Annotated in this window: 19 protein-coding genes; 17 read left to right on the top strand and 2 right to left on the bottom strand. The window is 61.0% G+C overall.

What is annotated here, in order from left to right; translation table 11 throughout:
• The first annotated feature begins 1 nt into the window (after position 1).
• From MFF34_RS17040 to lpdA, 3 genes are read left to right on the top strand one after another with little or no spacing between them, the layout of a single operon-like run.
• Positions 2 to 1,060, top strand: coding sequence for an alpha-ketoacid dehydrogenase subunit beta (locus MFF34_RS17040; protein WP_027593065.1), 1,059 nt, complete (start codon positions 2 to 4; stop codon positions 1,058 to 1,060).
• Entirely contained in the window at positions 1,061 to 2,347 is a 1,287-nt protein-coding gene (locus MFF34_RS17045; RefSeq protein ID WP_238215420.1) for a dihydrolipoamide acetyltransferase family protein, read from the top strand. It abuts the gene before it with no gap.
• Positions 2,348 to 2,349: 2 nt separating this feature from the next.
• The gene (lpdA, locus tag MFF34_RS17050) at positions 2,350 to 3,729 is read left to right on the top strand and encodes a dihydrolipoyl dehydrogenase (RefSeq protein ID WP_238215422.1); all 1,380 of its coding nucleotides are present in this window, start codon (positions 2,350 to 2,352) and stop codon (positions 3,727 to 3,729) included.
• A 97-nt stretch (positions 3,730 to 3,826) separates the two neighbouring features.
• Here lpdA and MFF34_RS17055 read toward each other — a convergent pair whose 3' ends face one another.
• Positions 3,827 to 4,825: a sensor domain-containing diguanylate cyclase gene (locus MFF34_RS17055; protein WP_238215427.1), complete on the bottom strand. Its 999-nt coding sequence runs from the start codon at positions 4,823 to 4,825 to the stop codon at positions 3,827 to 3,829.
• A 215-nt stretch (positions 4,826 to 5,040) separates the two neighbouring features.
• Between MFF34_RS17055 and MFF34_RS17060 the strand changes: the two genes are divergently transcribed.
• The 7 genes from MFF34_RS17060 to MFF34_RS17090 all read left to right on the top strand — a co-directional run bounded on the left by MFF34_RS17060 (position 5,041) and on the right by MFF34_RS17090 (position 11,593).
• Entirely contained in the window at positions 5,041 to 5,562 is a 522-nt protein-coding gene (locus MFF34_RS17060; RefSeq protein WP_238215428.1) for a hypothetical protein, read from the top strand.
• Between the two features lie 131 nt (positions 5,563 to 5,693).
• A complete protein-coding gene (locus tag MFF34_RS17065; RefSeq protein ID WP_097151317.1) occupies positions 5,694 to 6,314 on the top strand; it encodes a GntR family transcriptional regulator in 621 nt (206 codons plus the stop codon).
• Between the two features lie 264 nt (positions 6,315 to 6,578).
• On the top strand, positions 6,579 to 7,952 hold the full coding sequence (abaF, locus tag MFF34_RS17070) for a fosfomycin efflux MFS transporter AbaF (RefSeq protein WP_099430119.1): 1,374 nt from the start codon (positions 6,579 to 6,581) through the stop codon (positions 7,950 to 7,952).
• A gap of 37 nt (positions 7,953 to 7,989) precedes the next feature.
• The gene (locus tag MFF34_RS17075) at positions 7,990 to 8,934 is read left to right on the top strand and encodes a dihydrodipicolinate synthase family protein (RefSeq protein ID WP_238215430.1); all 945 of its coding nucleotides are present in this window, start codon (positions 7,990 to 7,992) and stop codon (positions 8,932 to 8,934) included.
• A gap of 140 nt (positions 8,935 to 9,074) precedes the next feature.
• Positions 9,075 to 9,815, top strand: a complete 741-nt coding sequence (locus MFF34_RS17080; protein ID WP_238215431.1) for an AzlC family ABC transporter permease — start codon at positions 9,075 to 9,077, stop codon at positions 9,813 to 9,815.
• Entirely contained in the window at positions 9,815 to 10,141 is a 327-nt protein-coding gene (locus tag MFF34_RS17085; protein WP_099430121.1) for an AzlD domain-containing protein, read from the top strand. The genes MFF34_RS17080 and MFF34_RS17085 overlap by 1 nt, the downstream gene beginning before the upstream one ends.
• A 237-nt stretch (positions 10,142 to 10,378) precedes the next feature.
• Entirely contained in the window at positions 10,379 to 11,593 is a 1,215-nt protein-coding gene (locus MFF34_RS17090; protein WP_238215432.1) for a tyrosine-type recombinase/integrase, read from the top strand.
• Here MFF34_RS17090 and MFF34_RS17095 read toward each other — a convergent pair whose 3' ends face one another.
• Positions 11,594 to 12,139: a hypothetical protein gene (locus tag MFF34_RS17095; protein WP_238215433.1), complete on the bottom strand. Its 546-nt coding sequence runs from the start codon at positions 12,137 to 12,139 to the stop codon at positions 11,594 to 11,596.
• Positions 12,140 to 12,319: 180 nt separating this feature from the next.
• Here MFF34_RS17095 and MFF34_RS17100 point away from each other — a divergent pair, with 180 nt between their 5' ends.
• The 7 genes from MFF34_RS17100 to MFF34_RS17130 all read left to right on the top strand — a co-directional run bounded on the left by MFF34_RS17100 (position 12,320) and on the right by MFF34_RS17130 (position 16,295).
• Positions 12,320 to 12,520 (top strand): helix-turn-helix domain-containing protein, encoded by a 201-nt coding sequence (locus MFF34_RS17100; protein ID WP_238215434.1) that lies wholly within the window; start codon positions 12,320 to 12,322, stop codon positions 12,518 to 12,520.
• 439 nt (positions 12,521 to 12,959) lie between these two features.
• On the top strand, positions 12,960 to 13,157 hold the full coding sequence (locus MFF34_RS17105) for a hypothetical protein (protein WP_374707411.1): 198 nt from the start codon (positions 12,960 to 12,962) through the stop codon (positions 13,155 to 13,157).
• On the top strand, positions 13,154 to 13,444 hold the full coding sequence (locus MFF34_RS17110) for a hypothetical protein (RefSeq protein WP_238215435.1): 291 nt from the start codon (positions 13,154 to 13,156) through the stop codon (positions 13,442 to 13,444). Before MFF34_RS17105 ends, MFF34_RS17110 begins: the two co-directional genes overlap by 4 nt.
• A gap of 3 nt (positions 13,445 to 13,447) precedes the next feature.
• Complete coding sequence (locus tag MFF34_RS17115; RefSeq protein ID WP_238215436.1) at positions 13,448 to 13,735, top strand: hypothetical protein; 288 nt, start codon at positions 13,448 to 13,450, stop codon at positions 13,733 to 13,735.
• Positions 13,736 to 13,792: 57 nt separating this feature from the next.
• Positions 13,793 to 14,197, top strand: coding sequence for a hypothetical protein (locus MFF34_RS17120; protein WP_238215437.1), 405 nt, complete (start codon positions 13,793 to 13,795; stop codon positions 14,195 to 14,197).
• A gap of 262 nt (positions 14,198 to 14,459) precedes the next feature.
• Positions 14,460 to 14,651: a hypothetical protein gene (locus MFF34_RS17125; protein ID WP_238215438.1), complete on the top strand. Its 192-nt coding sequence runs from the start codon at positions 14,460 to 14,462 to the stop codon at positions 14,649 to 14,651.
• Positions 14,652 to 15,005: 354 nt separating this feature from the next.
• Complete coding sequence (locus MFF34_RS17130; protein ID WP_238215439.1) at positions 15,006 to 16,295, top strand: site-specific integrase; 1,290 nt, start codon at positions 15,006 to 15,008, stop codon at positions 16,293 to 16,295.
• The last annotated feature ends 2 nt before the right edge of the window (positions 16,296 to 16,297 follow it).

Genomic DNA, 16,297 nt, shown 5'->3' on the forward strand with positions numbered 1-16,297 from the left:
AATGAACGACCATAACAACAGCATCAACCCGGAAACCGCCATGGCCACCACTACCATGACCATGATCCAGGCCCTGCGCTCGGCCATGGATATCATGCTCGAGCGTGACGACAATGTCGTGATCTACGGCCAGGACGTCGGCTACTTCGGTGGCGTGTTCCGCTGCACCGAAGGCTTGCAGACCAAGTACGGCAAGTCGCGCGTGTTCGACGCCCCGATCTCGGAAAGCGGCATCGTCGGCACTGCCGTGGGCATGGGCGCCTACGGCCTGCGCCCGGTGGTGGAAATTCAGTTTGCCGACTACTTCTACCCGGCCTCCGACCAGATCGTGTCGGAAATGGCCCGCCTGCGCTATCGCTCGGCCGGCGAGTTCATCTCCCCGCTGACCCTGCGCATGCCCTGCGGTGGCGGCATCTATGGCGGCCAAACGCACAGCCAGAGCCCCGAAGCGATGTTCACCCAGGTGTGCGGGCTACGTACCGTCATGCCGTCCAACCCCTATGACGCCAAGGGCCTGCTGATCGCCTCGATCGAATGCGACGACCCGGTCATCTTCCTTGAGCCCAAACGCCTCTACAACGGCCCGTTCGATGGCCACCACGACCGCCCCGTGACGCCGTGGTCCAAGCACCCGCACAGCGCCGTGCCGGATGGCTACTACACCGTGCCGTTGGACAAGGCGGCAATCACCCGCCCCGGCAGCGACGTTACCGTGCTGACGTATGGCACCACGGTCTACGTGGCCCAAGTGGCCGCCGAAGAAACCGGCGTCGATGCCGAAGTCATCGACCTGCGCAGCCTGTGGCCGCTAGACCTGGAGACCATCGTCGAGTCGGTGAAAAAGACCGGCCGTTGCGTGGTGGTGCACGAGGCTACCCGTACCTGCGGTTTCGGTGCCGAGCTGGTAGCACTGGTCCAGGAGCACTGCTTCCATCACCTCGAAGCGCCGATCGAGCGCGTCACCGGTTGGGACACCCCCTACCCTCACGCACAGGAATGGGCTTACTTCCCAGGGCCTTCGCGGGTAGGTGCGGCATTGAAACGGGTCATGGAGGTCTGAATGGGCACGCACGTCATCAAGATGCCGGACATTGGCGAAGGCATCGCGCAAGTCGAGTTGGTCGAGTGGTTCGTCAAGGTCGGCGACGTGATCGCCGAAGACCAGGTGGTGGCCGATGTCATGACCGACAAGGCGACCGTGGAAATTCCTTCGCCGGTCAGCGGCAAGGTATTGGCCCTGGGTGGCCAGCCGGGTGAGGTGATGGCGGTCGGCAGCGAGCTGATCCGCATCGAAGTGGAAGGCAGCGGCAACCATGTCGACGCGCCGCAGGGCAAGCCCGCTGAAGCCAAGCCCGTCGAGCCAGTGGCCGCGCCTGTAGCCAACACACCGCCAGCGCGTGCCGCAGTCGCAGCACCGGCCTGCCAGGCTGCAGCCACCGCCACAGCCGCGCCCATCGTGCCGCGCCAGGCGGGCGACAAGCCGCTGGCCTCCCCGGCTGTGCGCAAGCGTGCGCTGGATACCGGCATCGAGCTGCGCTACGTGCATGGCAGCGGCCCAGCCGGGCGCATCCTGCACGAAGACCTCGATGCGTTCATGAGCAAGCCACAGACTGCCGCCGGGCAAGCGCCCAGTGGCTACGCCAAGCGTACCGACAGCGAGCAAGTGCAAGTCATCGGCCTGCGCCGCAAGATCGCCCAGCGCATGCAGGACGCCAAGCGCCGGGTCGCGCACTTCAGCTACGTCGAAGAGATCGACGTCACGGCCTTGGAAGCCCTGCGCCAGCAGCTCAACCAGAAGCACGGCGACAGCCGCGGCAAGCTGACCCTGCTGCCGTTTTTGGTCCGTGCGTTGGTCGTGGCCCTGCGCGACTTCCCGCAGATCAACGCCACCTATGACGACGAAGCGCAAATCATCACCCGCCATGGCGCGGTGCATGTGGGCATCGCCACCCAAGGCGACAATGGCTTGATGGTACCGGTACTGCGCCATGCCGAAGCCGGCAGCCTGTGGGGCAATGCCAGCGAGATCGGCCGTTTGGCGACCGCCGCGCGCAGCAACAAGGCCAGCCGCGAGGAACTGTCCGGCTCAACCATCACCCTAACCAGCCTCGGCGCGTTGGGCGGCATCGTCAGTACACCGGTGGTCAACACCCCGGAAGTGGCGATCGTCGGCGTCAACCGCATGGTCGAGCGGCCGATGGTGATCGACGGCCAGATCGTCATACGCAAGATGATGAACCTGTCCAGCTCGTTCGACCACCGGGTGGTCGACGGCATGGATGCTGCGCTGTTCATCCAGGCCGTGCGTGGCCTGCTTGAGCAACCCGCCTGCCTGTTCGTGGAGTGAGCATGCAACAGACTATCGAAACCACCCTGCTGATCATCGGCGGCGGCCCTGGCGGCTATGTAGCCGCCATCCGCGCCGGGCAATTGGGTATTCCCACCGTGCTGGTGGAAGGCCAGGCGTTGGGCGGCACTTGCCTCAACGTTGGCTGTATTCCGTCCAAGGCGCTGATTCATGTCGCCGAGCAGTTCCACCAGACTTCGCGCTACACCGAGCCATCGGCACTGGGCATCAGTGTCAGCTCACCGCGCCTGGACATCACCCGCAGCGTGGCCTGGAAAGACGGCATCGTCGACCGCCTGACCACCGGGGTGGCTGCCTTGCTGAAGAAGCACGGGGTCAAGGTGATCCATGGCTGGGCGAAGGTCCTCGACGGCAAGCATGTCGACGTCGACGGCCAACGCATCCAGTGCGAGCACCTGTTGCTGGCCACAGGTTCCAACAGCGTCGAACTGCCGATGCTGCCGCTGGGCGGGCCGATCATTTCCTCGACTGAAGCGCTGGCACCCGAAACCTTGCCGCAGCACCTGGTTGTGGTGGGCGGTGGCTACATCGGCCTGGAGCTGGGTATCGCCTACCGCAAGCTGGGCGCGACGGTGAGCGTGGTGGAAGCCCGCGAACGCATCCTGCCGACCTACGACAGCGAGCTGACCGCCCCGGTGGCCGAGGCGCTGAAGAAGCTGGGTATCGCCGTGCACCTGGGCCATAGCGTCGAGGGTTACGAGAACGGTTGCCTGCTGGCCCGTGACGGCCAGGGCCAGCAACTGCGCCTGGAGGCCGACCGGGTGCTGGTGGCTGTGGGCCGGCGCCCGCGTACTCAAGGCTTCAACCTTGAATCGCTGGAACTGAAGATGAACGGCGCCGCCATCGCCATCGACGAACGCTGCCAGACCAGCATGCGCAATGTCTGGGCCATCGGCGACGTGGCGGGTGAACCGATGCTCGCACACCGGGCCATGGCCCAAGGCGAGATGGTCGCCGAGATCATCGCCGGCAAGGCACGGCGCTTCGAGCCGAATGCGATCGCCGCGGTGTGCTTCACCGACCCGGAAATCGTGGTGGTCGGCAAGACGCCGGAGCAAGCCAGCCAACAAGGCCTGGACTGCATCGTCGCGCAGTTCCCGTTCGCGGCCAATGGCCGGGCCATGAGCCTTGAATCGAAAACCGGCTTCGTTCGCGTGGTGGCGCGGCGCGACAATCACCTGATCTTGGGTTGGCAGGCGGTTGGCGTGGCGGTCTCGGAACTGTCCACGGCCTTTGCACAATCGCTGGAAATGGGCGCTTGCCTTGAGGACATTGCCGGCACCATCCACGCTCACCCGACACTGGGTGAAGCGGTACAGGAAGCTGCATTGCGTGCACTGGGCCACGCCTTGCATATCTGACACTGAAGCGGCTGAGGCCGATTTGGCCCGCTGCGCCGCAAGGCGCAGCGGGTCTTTTTTCTTTCGCTCAGCGCCCCCCATTTCACCCATCGTCAGCTCACTCAGCTATCGCGTTCTTGCCCACGCCTTTGGCGCGATACAGGGCTTTGTCAGCGCGGGCCAGCAAATCATCCGGGTCTTCACCCTCCTGCCACTGCACCACCCCATAGCTCATGGTCAGGCAACACTCGCCAACCGGCTCCACCTGCTCCATCACCTGACGCAACCGTGTGGCCACTTCAAGCGCATCGTCCAGCGCCGTCTGCGGCAGCACGATGACGAATTCGTCACCGCCCCAGCGCGCCAGCAGGTCATGCTCGCGCAGGCAGGTGCGCAGGTTGTCGACCACCTGCACCAACGCCGCATCGCCACGGGCATGGCCGTAGTGGTCGTTGATCGGCTTGAAGTCATCCACGTCCATGGCAATAAGCGACAAGGGCTGGCGGAAGCGCTGGGCGCGCTCGCACTCTTGCTGCAACACCTTTTCCAGCCGGTACCGATTGGCGATGCGGGTCAACGCATCGCGCTCGGCCAGTTCGCGGTTTTCATCCAGCTGACGCTGCAATTGCTGGTTGACCCAGGACAGCTCGCGGGTGCGCTCGGCCACCAGGCCTTCCAGCGACAGGTTCTGCTGCTCAAGCTGGGCCACCCGCCGCTTGCCGGCATCGATATTGCGGTGGGCGCCAAGCATGCGGGCCACCGAGCCGTCGTCGTTGCGGGCGATGATGTAGCCGCTGTCTTCGATCCACAGGTAGCTGCCGTCCTGGCAGCGGCAGCGGTACTCGATCAGGTAGCGCTCGTTGCGGTGATTGATGTAGGCCTCGAAATGCGCCATGACCCGCGGGTAGTCCTCCGGGTGAATCACGCTTTCCCAGGTGAGCACCGAGTTGGCCATGGAATGGCTGGCATAGCCGAGCATGGCGTACCAGCCTGGGTTGCGGTAGACGTAGCCAGTGTTGGCATTCCAATCCCAGATGCCGTCACTGACCAACGCGAACAAGGTCTGCAGTTGCTGCTCACTGAAGCCGGCGGGTGCCGGCATGGTTTCCTGACTCATGGACGCTCTCCCTGATGCCCAGCAACTGCGCTCCGTTCAAGGGGCTGCCGACAGTATTGATGGTTGCCGCATGCGGCAAGGCAATGCCTCTGACGGGCAAGCATATGCCCAGCGGGAAGTAACCGGAATAGGCCCAAAGCCCTATTTTGCGCCTGTTCAGTGCTGGCATGGCTTTTGCGCGTAATGCCTGCCAATGAGATTTCCAAGGAGGAAACATGATAATCGCCCACAACGGCGTCAGCTGGCAGCCCACCGCTCACCAACCCCAGCGCGCCACTGATGAACAGGCCATTGCCCAGGCCGCGCAACTGCGCGCGCCAGTGGCTACCGGCAACGCCGCAGCGCAACAGCACAGCCAAGGCAACACCTCACAGCAAAACGCCGAGGATGCACGCGAAGAAGCCTTTGCCAAACTCAAGGTAGCGCTGCAAAACCCTGAGGTCCCTGCGCGCGAGCAAGCCAGCGCTGAAACACAGGCGACCAGCAGCGCCCTGCAGGACTTTCGCGATTTCATGGCCAAATCGCCTGGCGAGTTGATCAAGGAAAAGCTGCTGCTCGAAATGGGCCTGACCGAGGAGGAGTACAACGCCTTGCCGCCTGAGGCGAGGGCGAAGGTCGACGAACTGATCGCCCAGCGTATGAAGGAAGACATCGAGCGCAAGCTCCATGCGAAGGTCGAGGAGCAACTCACCCAGCAACAAGCCACTGCGAGTGACGAGGAACAGGCAGCCAGCTAAGCGTGAAACAACGCAGGCGGTTGGTTTGGATAACCCTGCATTTCGTATAACATATCCGCCAAGCCCGCCTGCTGGAAAATCCCGTGCCGCTGCCGTCGTTCAAAGCCACCAACCTGGGGGCAACCCCTTCAATGTCCGAAATCATCGCCAAGCACCTGCGTGAGGCGATCATTTCAGGCCAGCTCGCCGAAGGCGAACCCGTGCGCCAGGACGAAGTGGCGCAAGCCTTCAATGTCAGCAAGATTCCCGTACGTGAAGCCTTGAAACGCCTTGAGGCGGAAGGCCTGGTGGACTTTCATCGCAACCGTGGCGCATTGGTCACGCGCATCTCGGAGCCGGAACTGGCGCAGATGTTCGAGGTAAGGGTGCTTTTAGAAGTGAAGGCGATCCGCCTGGCGATCCCCAACATGACCGAAGAACACTTTGCCCGTGCCGAAGCCATCTGCGCAGAGTTCATCGGCGAGGATGACATCGGCCGTTGGGCCGACCTCAACTGGGCGTTGCACGCTTGTTTGTACGAGCCTGCGAAACGCCCCTACTTGATCGGCCTGATTCGCTCCATCCATGACAAGGTCGAACGGTATTTGCGCATGCAGATGAGTTTGTCGGCGGGTAAGGACCGGGCCGATCACGAGCATCGCGATATCGTCGCCGCCTGCCGTGCGCGGGATGTGGAGCTGGCCGCTCGGCTGATCGAAGCGCATATCAATGGTGTGTGCCAAAGCCTTTACGACCACCTGCCCCATAACTGACTCACTCACCCACCGCGCGCTCTTTGTAGGAGCAGCCTTGTGCTGCGAAGAGGCACGTAATAACCCCGTAAATCTCCGCCGACAGCACCGGCCTCTTCGCAGCACAAGGCTGCTCCTACACGCCATACCGAGACCGGCCTGTTTGGCTTCTTTTTTGCTTATCTAGATATCGTATACGAAATACCATATAAGGAATGCACGGCACCCAATCGATGCCGAACTGCCTACTCCTTCTTCCAATAATACGTATCGGAGTGCAAAACGATGGCCACACCCTCAACGGCGGCATCAGTGAATGCCGTGAACACAGCAGACAAGGCGCCTGCGGGCATCAAACGTGTGGTGGCAGCCGCGATGGCGGGCGCTGTTGCCGAGTGGTACGAGTTCTTTCTCTATGGCACAGCATCGGCCTTGGTGTTCGGCCAGCTGTTCTTCCGCCAGACCGGCAGTGCGATGGACGGCATCATCGCGGCTTTCGCCCTTTACGCCGTGGGCTTTCTCGCACGCCCCATCGGCGGCTTGGTGTTTGGCCACTACGGCGACAAGGTCGGCCGCAAGCACCTGCTGCAGATCAGCCTGATCGTCGTCGGGGTGACTACCTTCCTGATGGGCTGCTTGCCCACCTTCGAACGCATCGGCTACGCCGCCCCCATCCTGCTGGTGGTACTGAGGTTGATCCAGGGCTTTGCCTTTGGCGGTGAATGGGGCGGCGCGGTATTGCTGGTGTCCGAACACAGCCCGGACAACCGCCGCGGCTTCTGGGCCAGCTGGCCGCAAGCCGGCGTGCCAGCAGGCAACCTGATTGCCACGGTCATCCTCTTGCTGCTCTCCACCAACCTGACCGAAGCGCAGTTCCTGGACTGGGGCTGGCGCGTTGCATTCTGGTTCTCGGCCGTGGTCGTGCTGATTGGCTACTGGATCCGTACCCGGGTCGACGATGCGCCCATCTTCAAAGAAGCCCAGGCCCGCCAGCAGTTGATGGAAAGCCAGCAACTGGGCGTGGTCGAGGTGGTCACCAAATACTGGCGTGAGGTGCTGATCGGCATTGGTGCGCGGTTTGCCGAAAACATTCTGTACTACATCGTCGTCACCTTCTCCATCACCTACCTGAAGCTGGTGGTGCACAAGGACACGTCACAGATCCTGCTGCTGATGTTTGGCGCTCACCTGCTGCACTTCTTCATGATCCCGTTCATGGGCTACCTCTCGGACATCATCGGGCGCAAGCCTGTGTACCTGATCGGCGCCGTGCTCACCGCCTTCTGGGGGTTCATTGGCTTCCCGATGATGGACACCGGCAACAACTGGCTGATCATGGCCGCCATCACTCTGGGCCTGGCCATCGAGTCGATGACCTACGCGCCCTACTCCGCCCTGATGGCCGAGCTGTTCCCCACCCATGTGCGCTACACCGCCCTGTCGCTGTGCTACCAGGTCGCGCCAATCCTCGCCGGTTCGCTGGCCCCGCTGATCGCAGTGACCCTGCTCAAGGAATACAACAGTTCCACACCGATCGCCTGGTACCTGGTGGCCTCCGCCGTGATCTCGATCATTGCCGTCGCCGGCGCCAGGGAGACACGCGGCAAATCACTGCGGGCGGTGGACGAAGAATCCGTGGCGCGCACTGCCAAGCGCTGACCGACCAACAAGAACGACAACTCTCGAGGTAATGAGCATGAGCAACATCTTCATCGGCACCATCCCCGCACTGATGACCCCGTGCACCCCGGACCGTAAACCGGACTTCGACGCGCTGGTACGCAAAGGCCGCGAGTTGATCGACGCCGGCATGAGCGCCGTGGTGTATTGCGGCTCCATGGGCGACTGGCCGCTGCTGACCGAGGCCGAGCGCCAGGAAGGCGTGGCCCGTCTGGTCGCCGCCGGCATACCGACCATCGTCGGCACCGGTGCGGTCAATTCCCGCGAAGCCGTGGCCCATGCCGCCCATGCGGCCAAAGTCGGCGCCCAGGGCTTGATGGTGATCCCCCGCGTGCTGTCCCGCGGCGCCTCGGCGGTAGCCCAAAAGGCCCACTTCAAGGCCATCCTCGACGCTGCCCCTCAGCTGCCGGCGGTGATCTACAACAGCCCATACTATGGTTTCGCGACCCGCGCCGACCTGTTTTTCGAACTGCGCCGCGAGCACCCGAACCTAATCGGCTTCAAGGAATTCGGCGGCGGCGCCGACCTGCGCTATGCCGCAGAATTCATCACCTCCAAAGATGACGACGTGACCTTGATGGTGGGCGTCGATACCCAGGTGGTGCACGGTTTCGTCAACTGCAATGCCACCGGCGCCATCACCGGCATCGGCAATGCCCTGCCGCGCGAAGTGCTGCACCTGGTCGCGCTGGCCAAACGCGCAGCCAAAGGCGATGCGAAAGCGCGCCGGCTGGCCGGTGAGCTGGAAGCGGCCCTGGCCGTGCTGTCATCGTTCGATGAAGGCTGCGACCTGGTCCTGTACTACAAGCACCTGATGGTGCTCAATGGCGACCAGGAATACGCCCTGCACTTCAACGAAAGCGATGCATTGAGCGACGCCCAACGCCGCTATGCCGAACAGCAGTACGCGTTGTTCCGCACCTGGTACGCCGACTGGTCCGCGGCCAACAACATAGACTGACCGCGCTGATCCATCGCTGAGCAATGCCCCCTTCCTCTGGCAGGGGGCGACACCTTGAACACGCAGCCATTGCGGGCAACTTTCACGCGCATTACCTTGGGAGCGAGCATCCCCCTCCCGTACACCGTCAAGGAATTCAAATGCCGTACCCCAGCGCGACCGAAGCGTTCAGACAGGGCGCCCACAGCGTCCTGCCGTTGACCTCCGGGGTCGTACCCTTTGGTTTGATCACGGGGGTCACGGCCATCGGCATGGGCCTGTCGCCTGCCGATGCCATCGGCATGACGCTGCTGTTCTATTCCGGCTCCGCGCAGATGGTGGTGATGCAATTGATGCAAAGCGGCGCCCTGCCGGTGACGATGGTGGTCACGGCGCTGGTGATCAACCTGCGCTTCCTGATGTACAGCGCCAGCCTCGCCCCGCACCTGAGCCACCTGCCACGGCGCCACAAATGGCCGATGGCCTACCTGCTTTCCGACCAATCCTTTGCCTTGTGCTCATTGAAGATGTCTTCAGGCGAGCTCGGGCGCTTCGCCTTTCACTACTACGCTGGCACGGCGATTACCATGTGGTTTGGCTGGAACCTTTCGGTGCTGGCCGGCATGTACCTAGGCGCGGGTATCCCCGAAGACTGGTCGCTGGGCTTTGCCATCCCTTTGTCGTTCCTGGCGCTGCTGATCCCCAGCATCCGTAACCGGGCGACGCTCGGCGCCGCGCTGACCGGCGGCCTGCTCGCGGTGCTGGCGGTCGACCTGCCTTATAACGTGGGCCTGTTGGCGGGTGCATTGGGTGGGATCATCGCCGGCTTGACCCTCGAGAAGCTGCAGAAAACAAAACCCGTACAGCCCGTGGCGGATGAACACATCGAGCAGGACGCATGATGAGCGAAATGAGCCAGTGGATTACCTTCCTGCTGATCGGCCTGGGCACCTTCGCGGTCCGCTTGTCGTTCATCGAGTTCTACACCGTGCTGCGCATCCCGCCGCTGTTTCGCCGCGCGTTGGCCTACGTGCCAGCCAGCGTGCTGGCCGCACTGGTGCTGCCGGCCGTGGTGTTCCCTGACCGGCACGCCGACTTCGATTGGATGAACCCACAAATTCCCGCCGCGATACTGGCGGGCCTGGTGGCCTGGCGTACGCGCAGCACGCTGTTGACGCTGGGCGTGGGCATGGGCGCGCTGTGGGCATTGAAGCACTGGGGGCTGTAGGCAAAGCGCACGCACGTCTGCCGACAAAAGCGTCGGAGGGCGATGAAGGTGTGGGATCGTTTTGAAGAATGGCGTCCCAGGCAGGAATTGAACCTGCAACCTTCCCCTTAGGAGGGACTTTTTCACCCCGACAACGAGTGCCCTGGGGCCGTTTTTATTAGGTTTTCGTCCGGTTGCGTCCGACCATACGCCACCGTATAGTCATTTCTGCACCCACAATGCACCCATGGGGACGAAGTGAAAGAAAAGCTTACCGCCAAGCTGCTGGCCGGCCTGCAGGTCACCGGTCGCGAATACGAAGTGCACGACACCACCATCACCGGGCTTTTCGTGCGCGTGACTGCCGCGGGTGCTAAGTCCTATGTCGTGACTTGGGCCAGAGGCCGCAAGAAGACCCTGGGCCGGGTGGGTATCCTCACCCTCGAGCAGGCCCGCCAGGAAGCAACCCAATATCTCGCAGAGGCTCGAAAACACGGCGAGCCTACAGCCGTCTCACAGGGGCGTAGGGGAGCTACCCTGCCCTCTCTGCGCGACTTCATCACCGACACCTACTTGCCCTGGTTTAAGGCACACCATCGGGGCTACGAGAAGACCGCCCACACACTGGCCAACAACTTCGAGACGATCATGCCCCAGCGCATCGACGCCATTACCGGCCGCGACTTGGAGCAAATTCGCACGACCTGGCTGCAGGCCGGCAACAAACCGGCCACGGTGAATCGGAAGATGGGCAGCATCAGCGGCGTACTCAGTCGAGCGGTCGAATGGGAAATCATCACTACGCACCCAATGGCCAGGCTCAAACAGCTTAAGGTCGACAGCAAGGGAGTAGTTCGTTACCTAAGCACTGATGAGAACCTGCAGCTACGCAAGGCGCTGGATGATCGCCAGGATGATGCCCGGGGGGAACGAGAAAGCGCCAACAGGTGGCGAGCTGATAGAGGCAAACCAATACTTCCATCATTTGCAGACAGATTATTCACTGACCACCTAAAGCCGATGGTGCTCGTGTCACTCAATACCGGCATCCGGCGCGGTGAACTTTTCAATCTTGAATGGCACAGAGTTAGTTTTTCGACCAAGACAATTACAATTATTGGCGATACAAGCAAGACCAATGAAACTCGCCACATTCCTTTGAATAAAGAAGCTCTAAAAACCCTTCAGGAGTGGAACAAGGAGTGCCGAACAAAGTCGGGTTTTGTATTTCCATCTTCTGATGGAGGTCGACTTGAGGATATTAAAAGCGCGTGGTTAGGTCTACTGGACCGAGCGGGTATCATCGGATTTAGGTGGCATGACATGCGGCATGATTTCGCATCTCGCTTAGTGATGGCCGGCGTACCGCTTAACACAGTGAGGGACCTGCTGGGCCATTCCGACATAAAAATGACCCTTCGGTATGCCCACCTGGCCCCGGACACGAAAGCCGCCGCTGTAGAGCTGATATAGTCAGTCCCAAGCGGGGTTTTCAGGGTAATGCCCCGTAGTGAATGCCTCGTCTACCATTTGATTCAGGCGCGTCCAATTTCGACGTATTCGGTCGATATTGACACCACTGAAGCCCTCCCAAAATATATCGGTTAGAACGGACAGTAATTGGTCATGCACACATCCGGTAGCGAAGCCCATTCGCTCTTCACCTTCGAAGTATGGATTCTGCGTGATCAGCTCAATAATAGACATGTCTTTTACAGTGACTGTTCCCGGCAATGCAATGACGGTTCTAAACAAACGAGTAGGCCCATCAACCGACCATATATAAGTTAACAGCTCACTATACCGAATTTCAGGATACTTACTCGGATCAAGCTTTGTCCCAAAGGCTTGAAACGGCACTATCTTATTATAGAAGTTCGTTCTTAACGATCTTTCAACGATTGTCGTTAGGGAACGGTCCTCCATCTTGGCCAACAACTCAAGTCCAAATTTAAGATCCGGCGCTATACGCAGCGAAAGCGTATCTGCTTTAGTCCGGTTTGCTGGCGCCTTTGCCATTAGTGCGTCTCCTGATCCGGGAATGTACAAAGCATGGCATACGCTTCCATCCGTGTCGATACGTGTCACTCCGTGTATTGCCGTAGACACACACGTCAGAAATGTGTGGACATGGCATTACGTCGAGCGCTATCGTGGCATCACATGTCACTACATGGCATTACACAAATTGGAGGGCGTATGGAGCAGGCATTTTCAGTTCAACCCTTGGCAGTAGGCCCTGAGGAGGCTGCTCGCCTCACCAGCCACAGCCGGAGCGCAATTTACGGCGCGATCGCTAAGGGAGAACTGCATGCATTCAAATCTGGTAAACGCCGGCTGATTCTGGTGAAGGAACTGGAGGCGTGGATCAACCGTGTCGCAAAGGGGGGCAGCCGGTGAATGAGGTAGATTCAGTACCCTCGGAAGCCGTTGTGATCATCAATTTAGTGCAGCGGAGAAAGCTTGCATGCCTCATTGAGGAAGAGAGGCGCAAGGCGAGCACTTGGTGGTCAGTTATCAACGAGATGCGTTTACGGGGTGAGTTGCCTGAGTGGGTCAGATCGCAGGTCTTTGGGACGGCGGCGGACCACGATACTTGGTTAGAAACTCGTGAAGCAACCAACCGAGCGATGTTCGGAAAGGTTCGACATATCGCCGTGGAGGGGGAGCCGGAATGGGCTGCAGTGAGTATGGATGTAGAGCTAGGGGAGCCAACGCAGCGCCTTGGCGCTTGCGAAGCAACACAGGGCACTGAGTTGATAGAGCAGTCGCGGGAGGCAGTGTTGCAGCACCCCTCCAGCAGGATCGCATTGGTAGGCACCAACGAGAGGAAGTTATCGTGACAGAACGCATCGGCCAGCACAACGCCGGCACCCAAAATGATCGCGCTTCAAAACAGCAAAACCCTGCCCAGGCTCATCGCAAGATGGCTCTGAGTGCCCTCCGCGCTAACTCGTCCCTGTCTGTGCGCTTGAAGCGTTACAACAACCACATGGATCAAGCTCGCGCCCTCGAAGCGCAAGATGGTGCCCAATGAACTGCGCACATAGCTGCATCAACGCAACTCAGGTCGAGATGGCGGCATGGACTGCGTTGGATGACCTGCGCGAGGTGCAACAGGCGTTCGACAATGCGCACGCCGTCTTCGCGATGATCATCGATAAGACCTACGGTCTCCACATTGCTAAAGACCTGGCCGTACTGGGCATCGCCGACCTCACAGAGTGGTCAAGCAAACTGGACCGCTATGCGGATCAGCTCGAATCGACGCTGTCCGCAACCGTTGACGCTAATCCTCTGACCTCAACCACGCCGAGGGCCTAAACCATGTCCGAAAAAAACGGTGCATTGGCGCCGACGGGATCGGCTTGCCCGAAGAAAGCCACCGAGCTGTTTTACGTGAGCCATCCGAAGGTCGAGCGGGCCATGCTGGGGCCATTCCTGAGCCAGGCCGACGCAGAGTGCGGGCGCGAAGTTTTGCGCAGTGCTGATGCGGTTGTGACCGTTTGCTTCGTCGACTCGCTGGACGAGCTGACCTACTGGCACGCGGTGAACAACGGTCAGGTTTGCCGGGCCTTTGCTGGCCCTGGCTCGCCGGGGGTGAGCCATGGATAAGGCGACCGAGGCCGCGCAGCCCAAACCACGGATGACTGGCGCAAAACTGGGGCTCTGATGGGCAAGAGAAAAACCCGCCGCGACTCAGATTGGGGAGGTCGTGGCGCATACATGATCCCCAGGCTGCTGGGCGAACATCCCGATTTTCTGACCATGACCGGTTCAGAGCTGAAGGTGTTCATGCTGCTGCTCTCGCAGTACCGCGGGAACAACAACGGCGACCTAGCGGCCACGCACTCAATGATGGAGGAGCGCGGCGGCATGGCCGAGGGAACGCTTGCCAAGTCGTTGCAGGGCTTGCAGGAGCGAAATCTGATCGTCAGGAGCAGGACGAACATGAAGGGGCGTACAGGTGCGAGGTGCGCGCTCTATGCGTTGACCTGGCTGCCAGTTCACGAATGCCCAGGCAAGGATCTTGAGATTGGCCCGACTGCGACCGCTTCACGTCGGCTGGCCGGATGATTTTTACCGTCTTCATTTTTTGAGGTCGAAGGCGTCATTTTTTGAAGCCTTCCCGACGTTTTAGAGCAGTTGAAGACCAATAACGCATCAATTTTTGAAGCCTTACCCGCCTTTTTGGGGTGGTTTCAGCTTCAAAAATTGAGCCCCTTTATAACTATTACCACCACAGGGATTTGAAATGAGCCGAGTTACGACGGAACAAGCCCGGTGCAGATCGCTGGCCGATGCCGGATGCAAGCGCGTAGGCGGATACACGTTTCTGGTGTTCGAGTGGCTTCCGTGGACTGCTGCCGGCTGTTGCCGCAAGTGCGCGGTGTTCGTGAAGCCGCAACTGGTCGCTGCCCAGGCCAGCACGTTGGGCGGCCACCTACAGCTGATAGTCGACAACGTGCCCAAGCAGCTCGCGCTGGATTGCCTGGCTTCGGGCGCATCGAGCGCGACGGTGTGCAAATGATCCAGGGCGGCATGTGGTACCAGGGGCATTTCCTGCCGGGTGCAGTTGATGCCGTGGTCGCGACCTGCGTGCATTCGTCGAGCGCTCGCCGAGTTCACAGTGACCCATCGTCCACCGTGGCGTTATCAACACGCTGTGTAGGAATCAACACAGTGGATTGTCGAGACAGGTCATTTGGTCTGTTTCGGCTGATCCGGTCTGGATCGGCTCAACTGGTCCACCTCCACGAAGCGACACAGCGCCAAAGGTGTCGCCATGACGGAGACCCCTTGCCAGCGGCCAAGTCGGCTACTGATTTGAATCCCGAGAATCCAACGTCAAGGAAGTCAACCTTGTACCTTCGAGGCGCGATACATGACCACTAAACACATCGCATTTTCTGACGCCGAGATCCGCAAGCAGGCCGGCCAGTCGGTGCGCCAGTTGCGTGACCCGCGTTACCCCGAGCTGCGATTTCGCTATTCCACCGTCGACCGCACCCGGGGAGCCTGGCACGTTGTTGTCAGGGGAAAATGGGGCAAGGCCGGCGACTTCCCCAGCCTGACCACCAAGGCCATGCTGACTGCACTGCCGGCCATCCTGGGACGCCGTGCTGCAGACGCCGAGGCCACCTCGCTGACCAGCACCTGGAGCCGTACCGGTGAGCTGCTGGACTGGTTCCTGGATCGTATGCTGCGCGACCGCAATTTGTCGGCCAAGCGCAAGGCCGGCGCGAAGTCGGCGATCACCTGCCACCTGCGGCCACGGCTGCATGACCTGCCGCTGGCAGAGGTGAGCAAGGCCACGCTCGATCAGCGCCTGATGTGGCCACTGCAGGAGCGCTACGCCCTGTCGTTCGTGCGCCTGGTGTTCAACGTGCTGGCGGTGGCCATGCGCAAGGCACACCGGCTCGGGATGATCGAGCAGAACCCCATGGGCTCGCTGCGCTTCGGGGATTTCGTCGGAGTGCGGATCAAACCGAAGTCGTCACGGCTGCGGGAGCGAGACTTACCGGATCTGCTGGCCAAGCTGGCGAGCTGGAGCGAGGCGCGGCCCGGTGACGCGCTGCTGGCGCTGATGATGCTGTGCCACGGTACCCGCCTGGGTGAGACGCGCAGCGCGCTGTGGCGCAACGTCGATCTGCAGGCCGGCCAGTGGTTCATCCCCGCCGACGACACCAAGACCAAGCAGAACCACACGCTACCGCTGACCCGCCAAGCCTGTGCACTGCTGAGCCGCTATCAGGCCCAGCAGGCCGCCCAGAGCTACAAAGGTGCCTACCTGTTCCCGGCCAGCCGGCGCGGGCCACTGGGAGCCACGGCAGCGAGCCTGGTGTTTGCCGAACTGAGCGACCGCCAGTGGACTAGCCATGACGTGCGCAAGGTCGCCCGCACCTGCTGGATGGACCTGGGCGTGGATTACCTGGTGGGCGAGATGCTGGTGAACCACGCCCTGCGCAACATGGACGCGACCTACATCCACACCGCCGCCGAAGCCCTCAAGCGTCAGGCCCTGGAACGCTGGCACGACCATTTAGACGGGCTCGGGTTGAGCGCAATCACGGGCGAGACATACCCGAGATACGCATTTTCACAGAATCCGACACAGGCCACAGACCACGCGGCCTCTAGCGAAAACCCGGATGCATCACAGAGGAGCATGTAAAT

It is taken from the genome of Pseudomonas sp. PAGU 2196 (genome assembly GCF_022179005.1).
GTDB classification, from domain to species: Bacteria; Pseudomonadota; Gammaproteobacteria; order Pseudomonadales; family Pseudomonadaceae; genus Aquipseudomonas; species Aquipseudomonas kermanshahensis.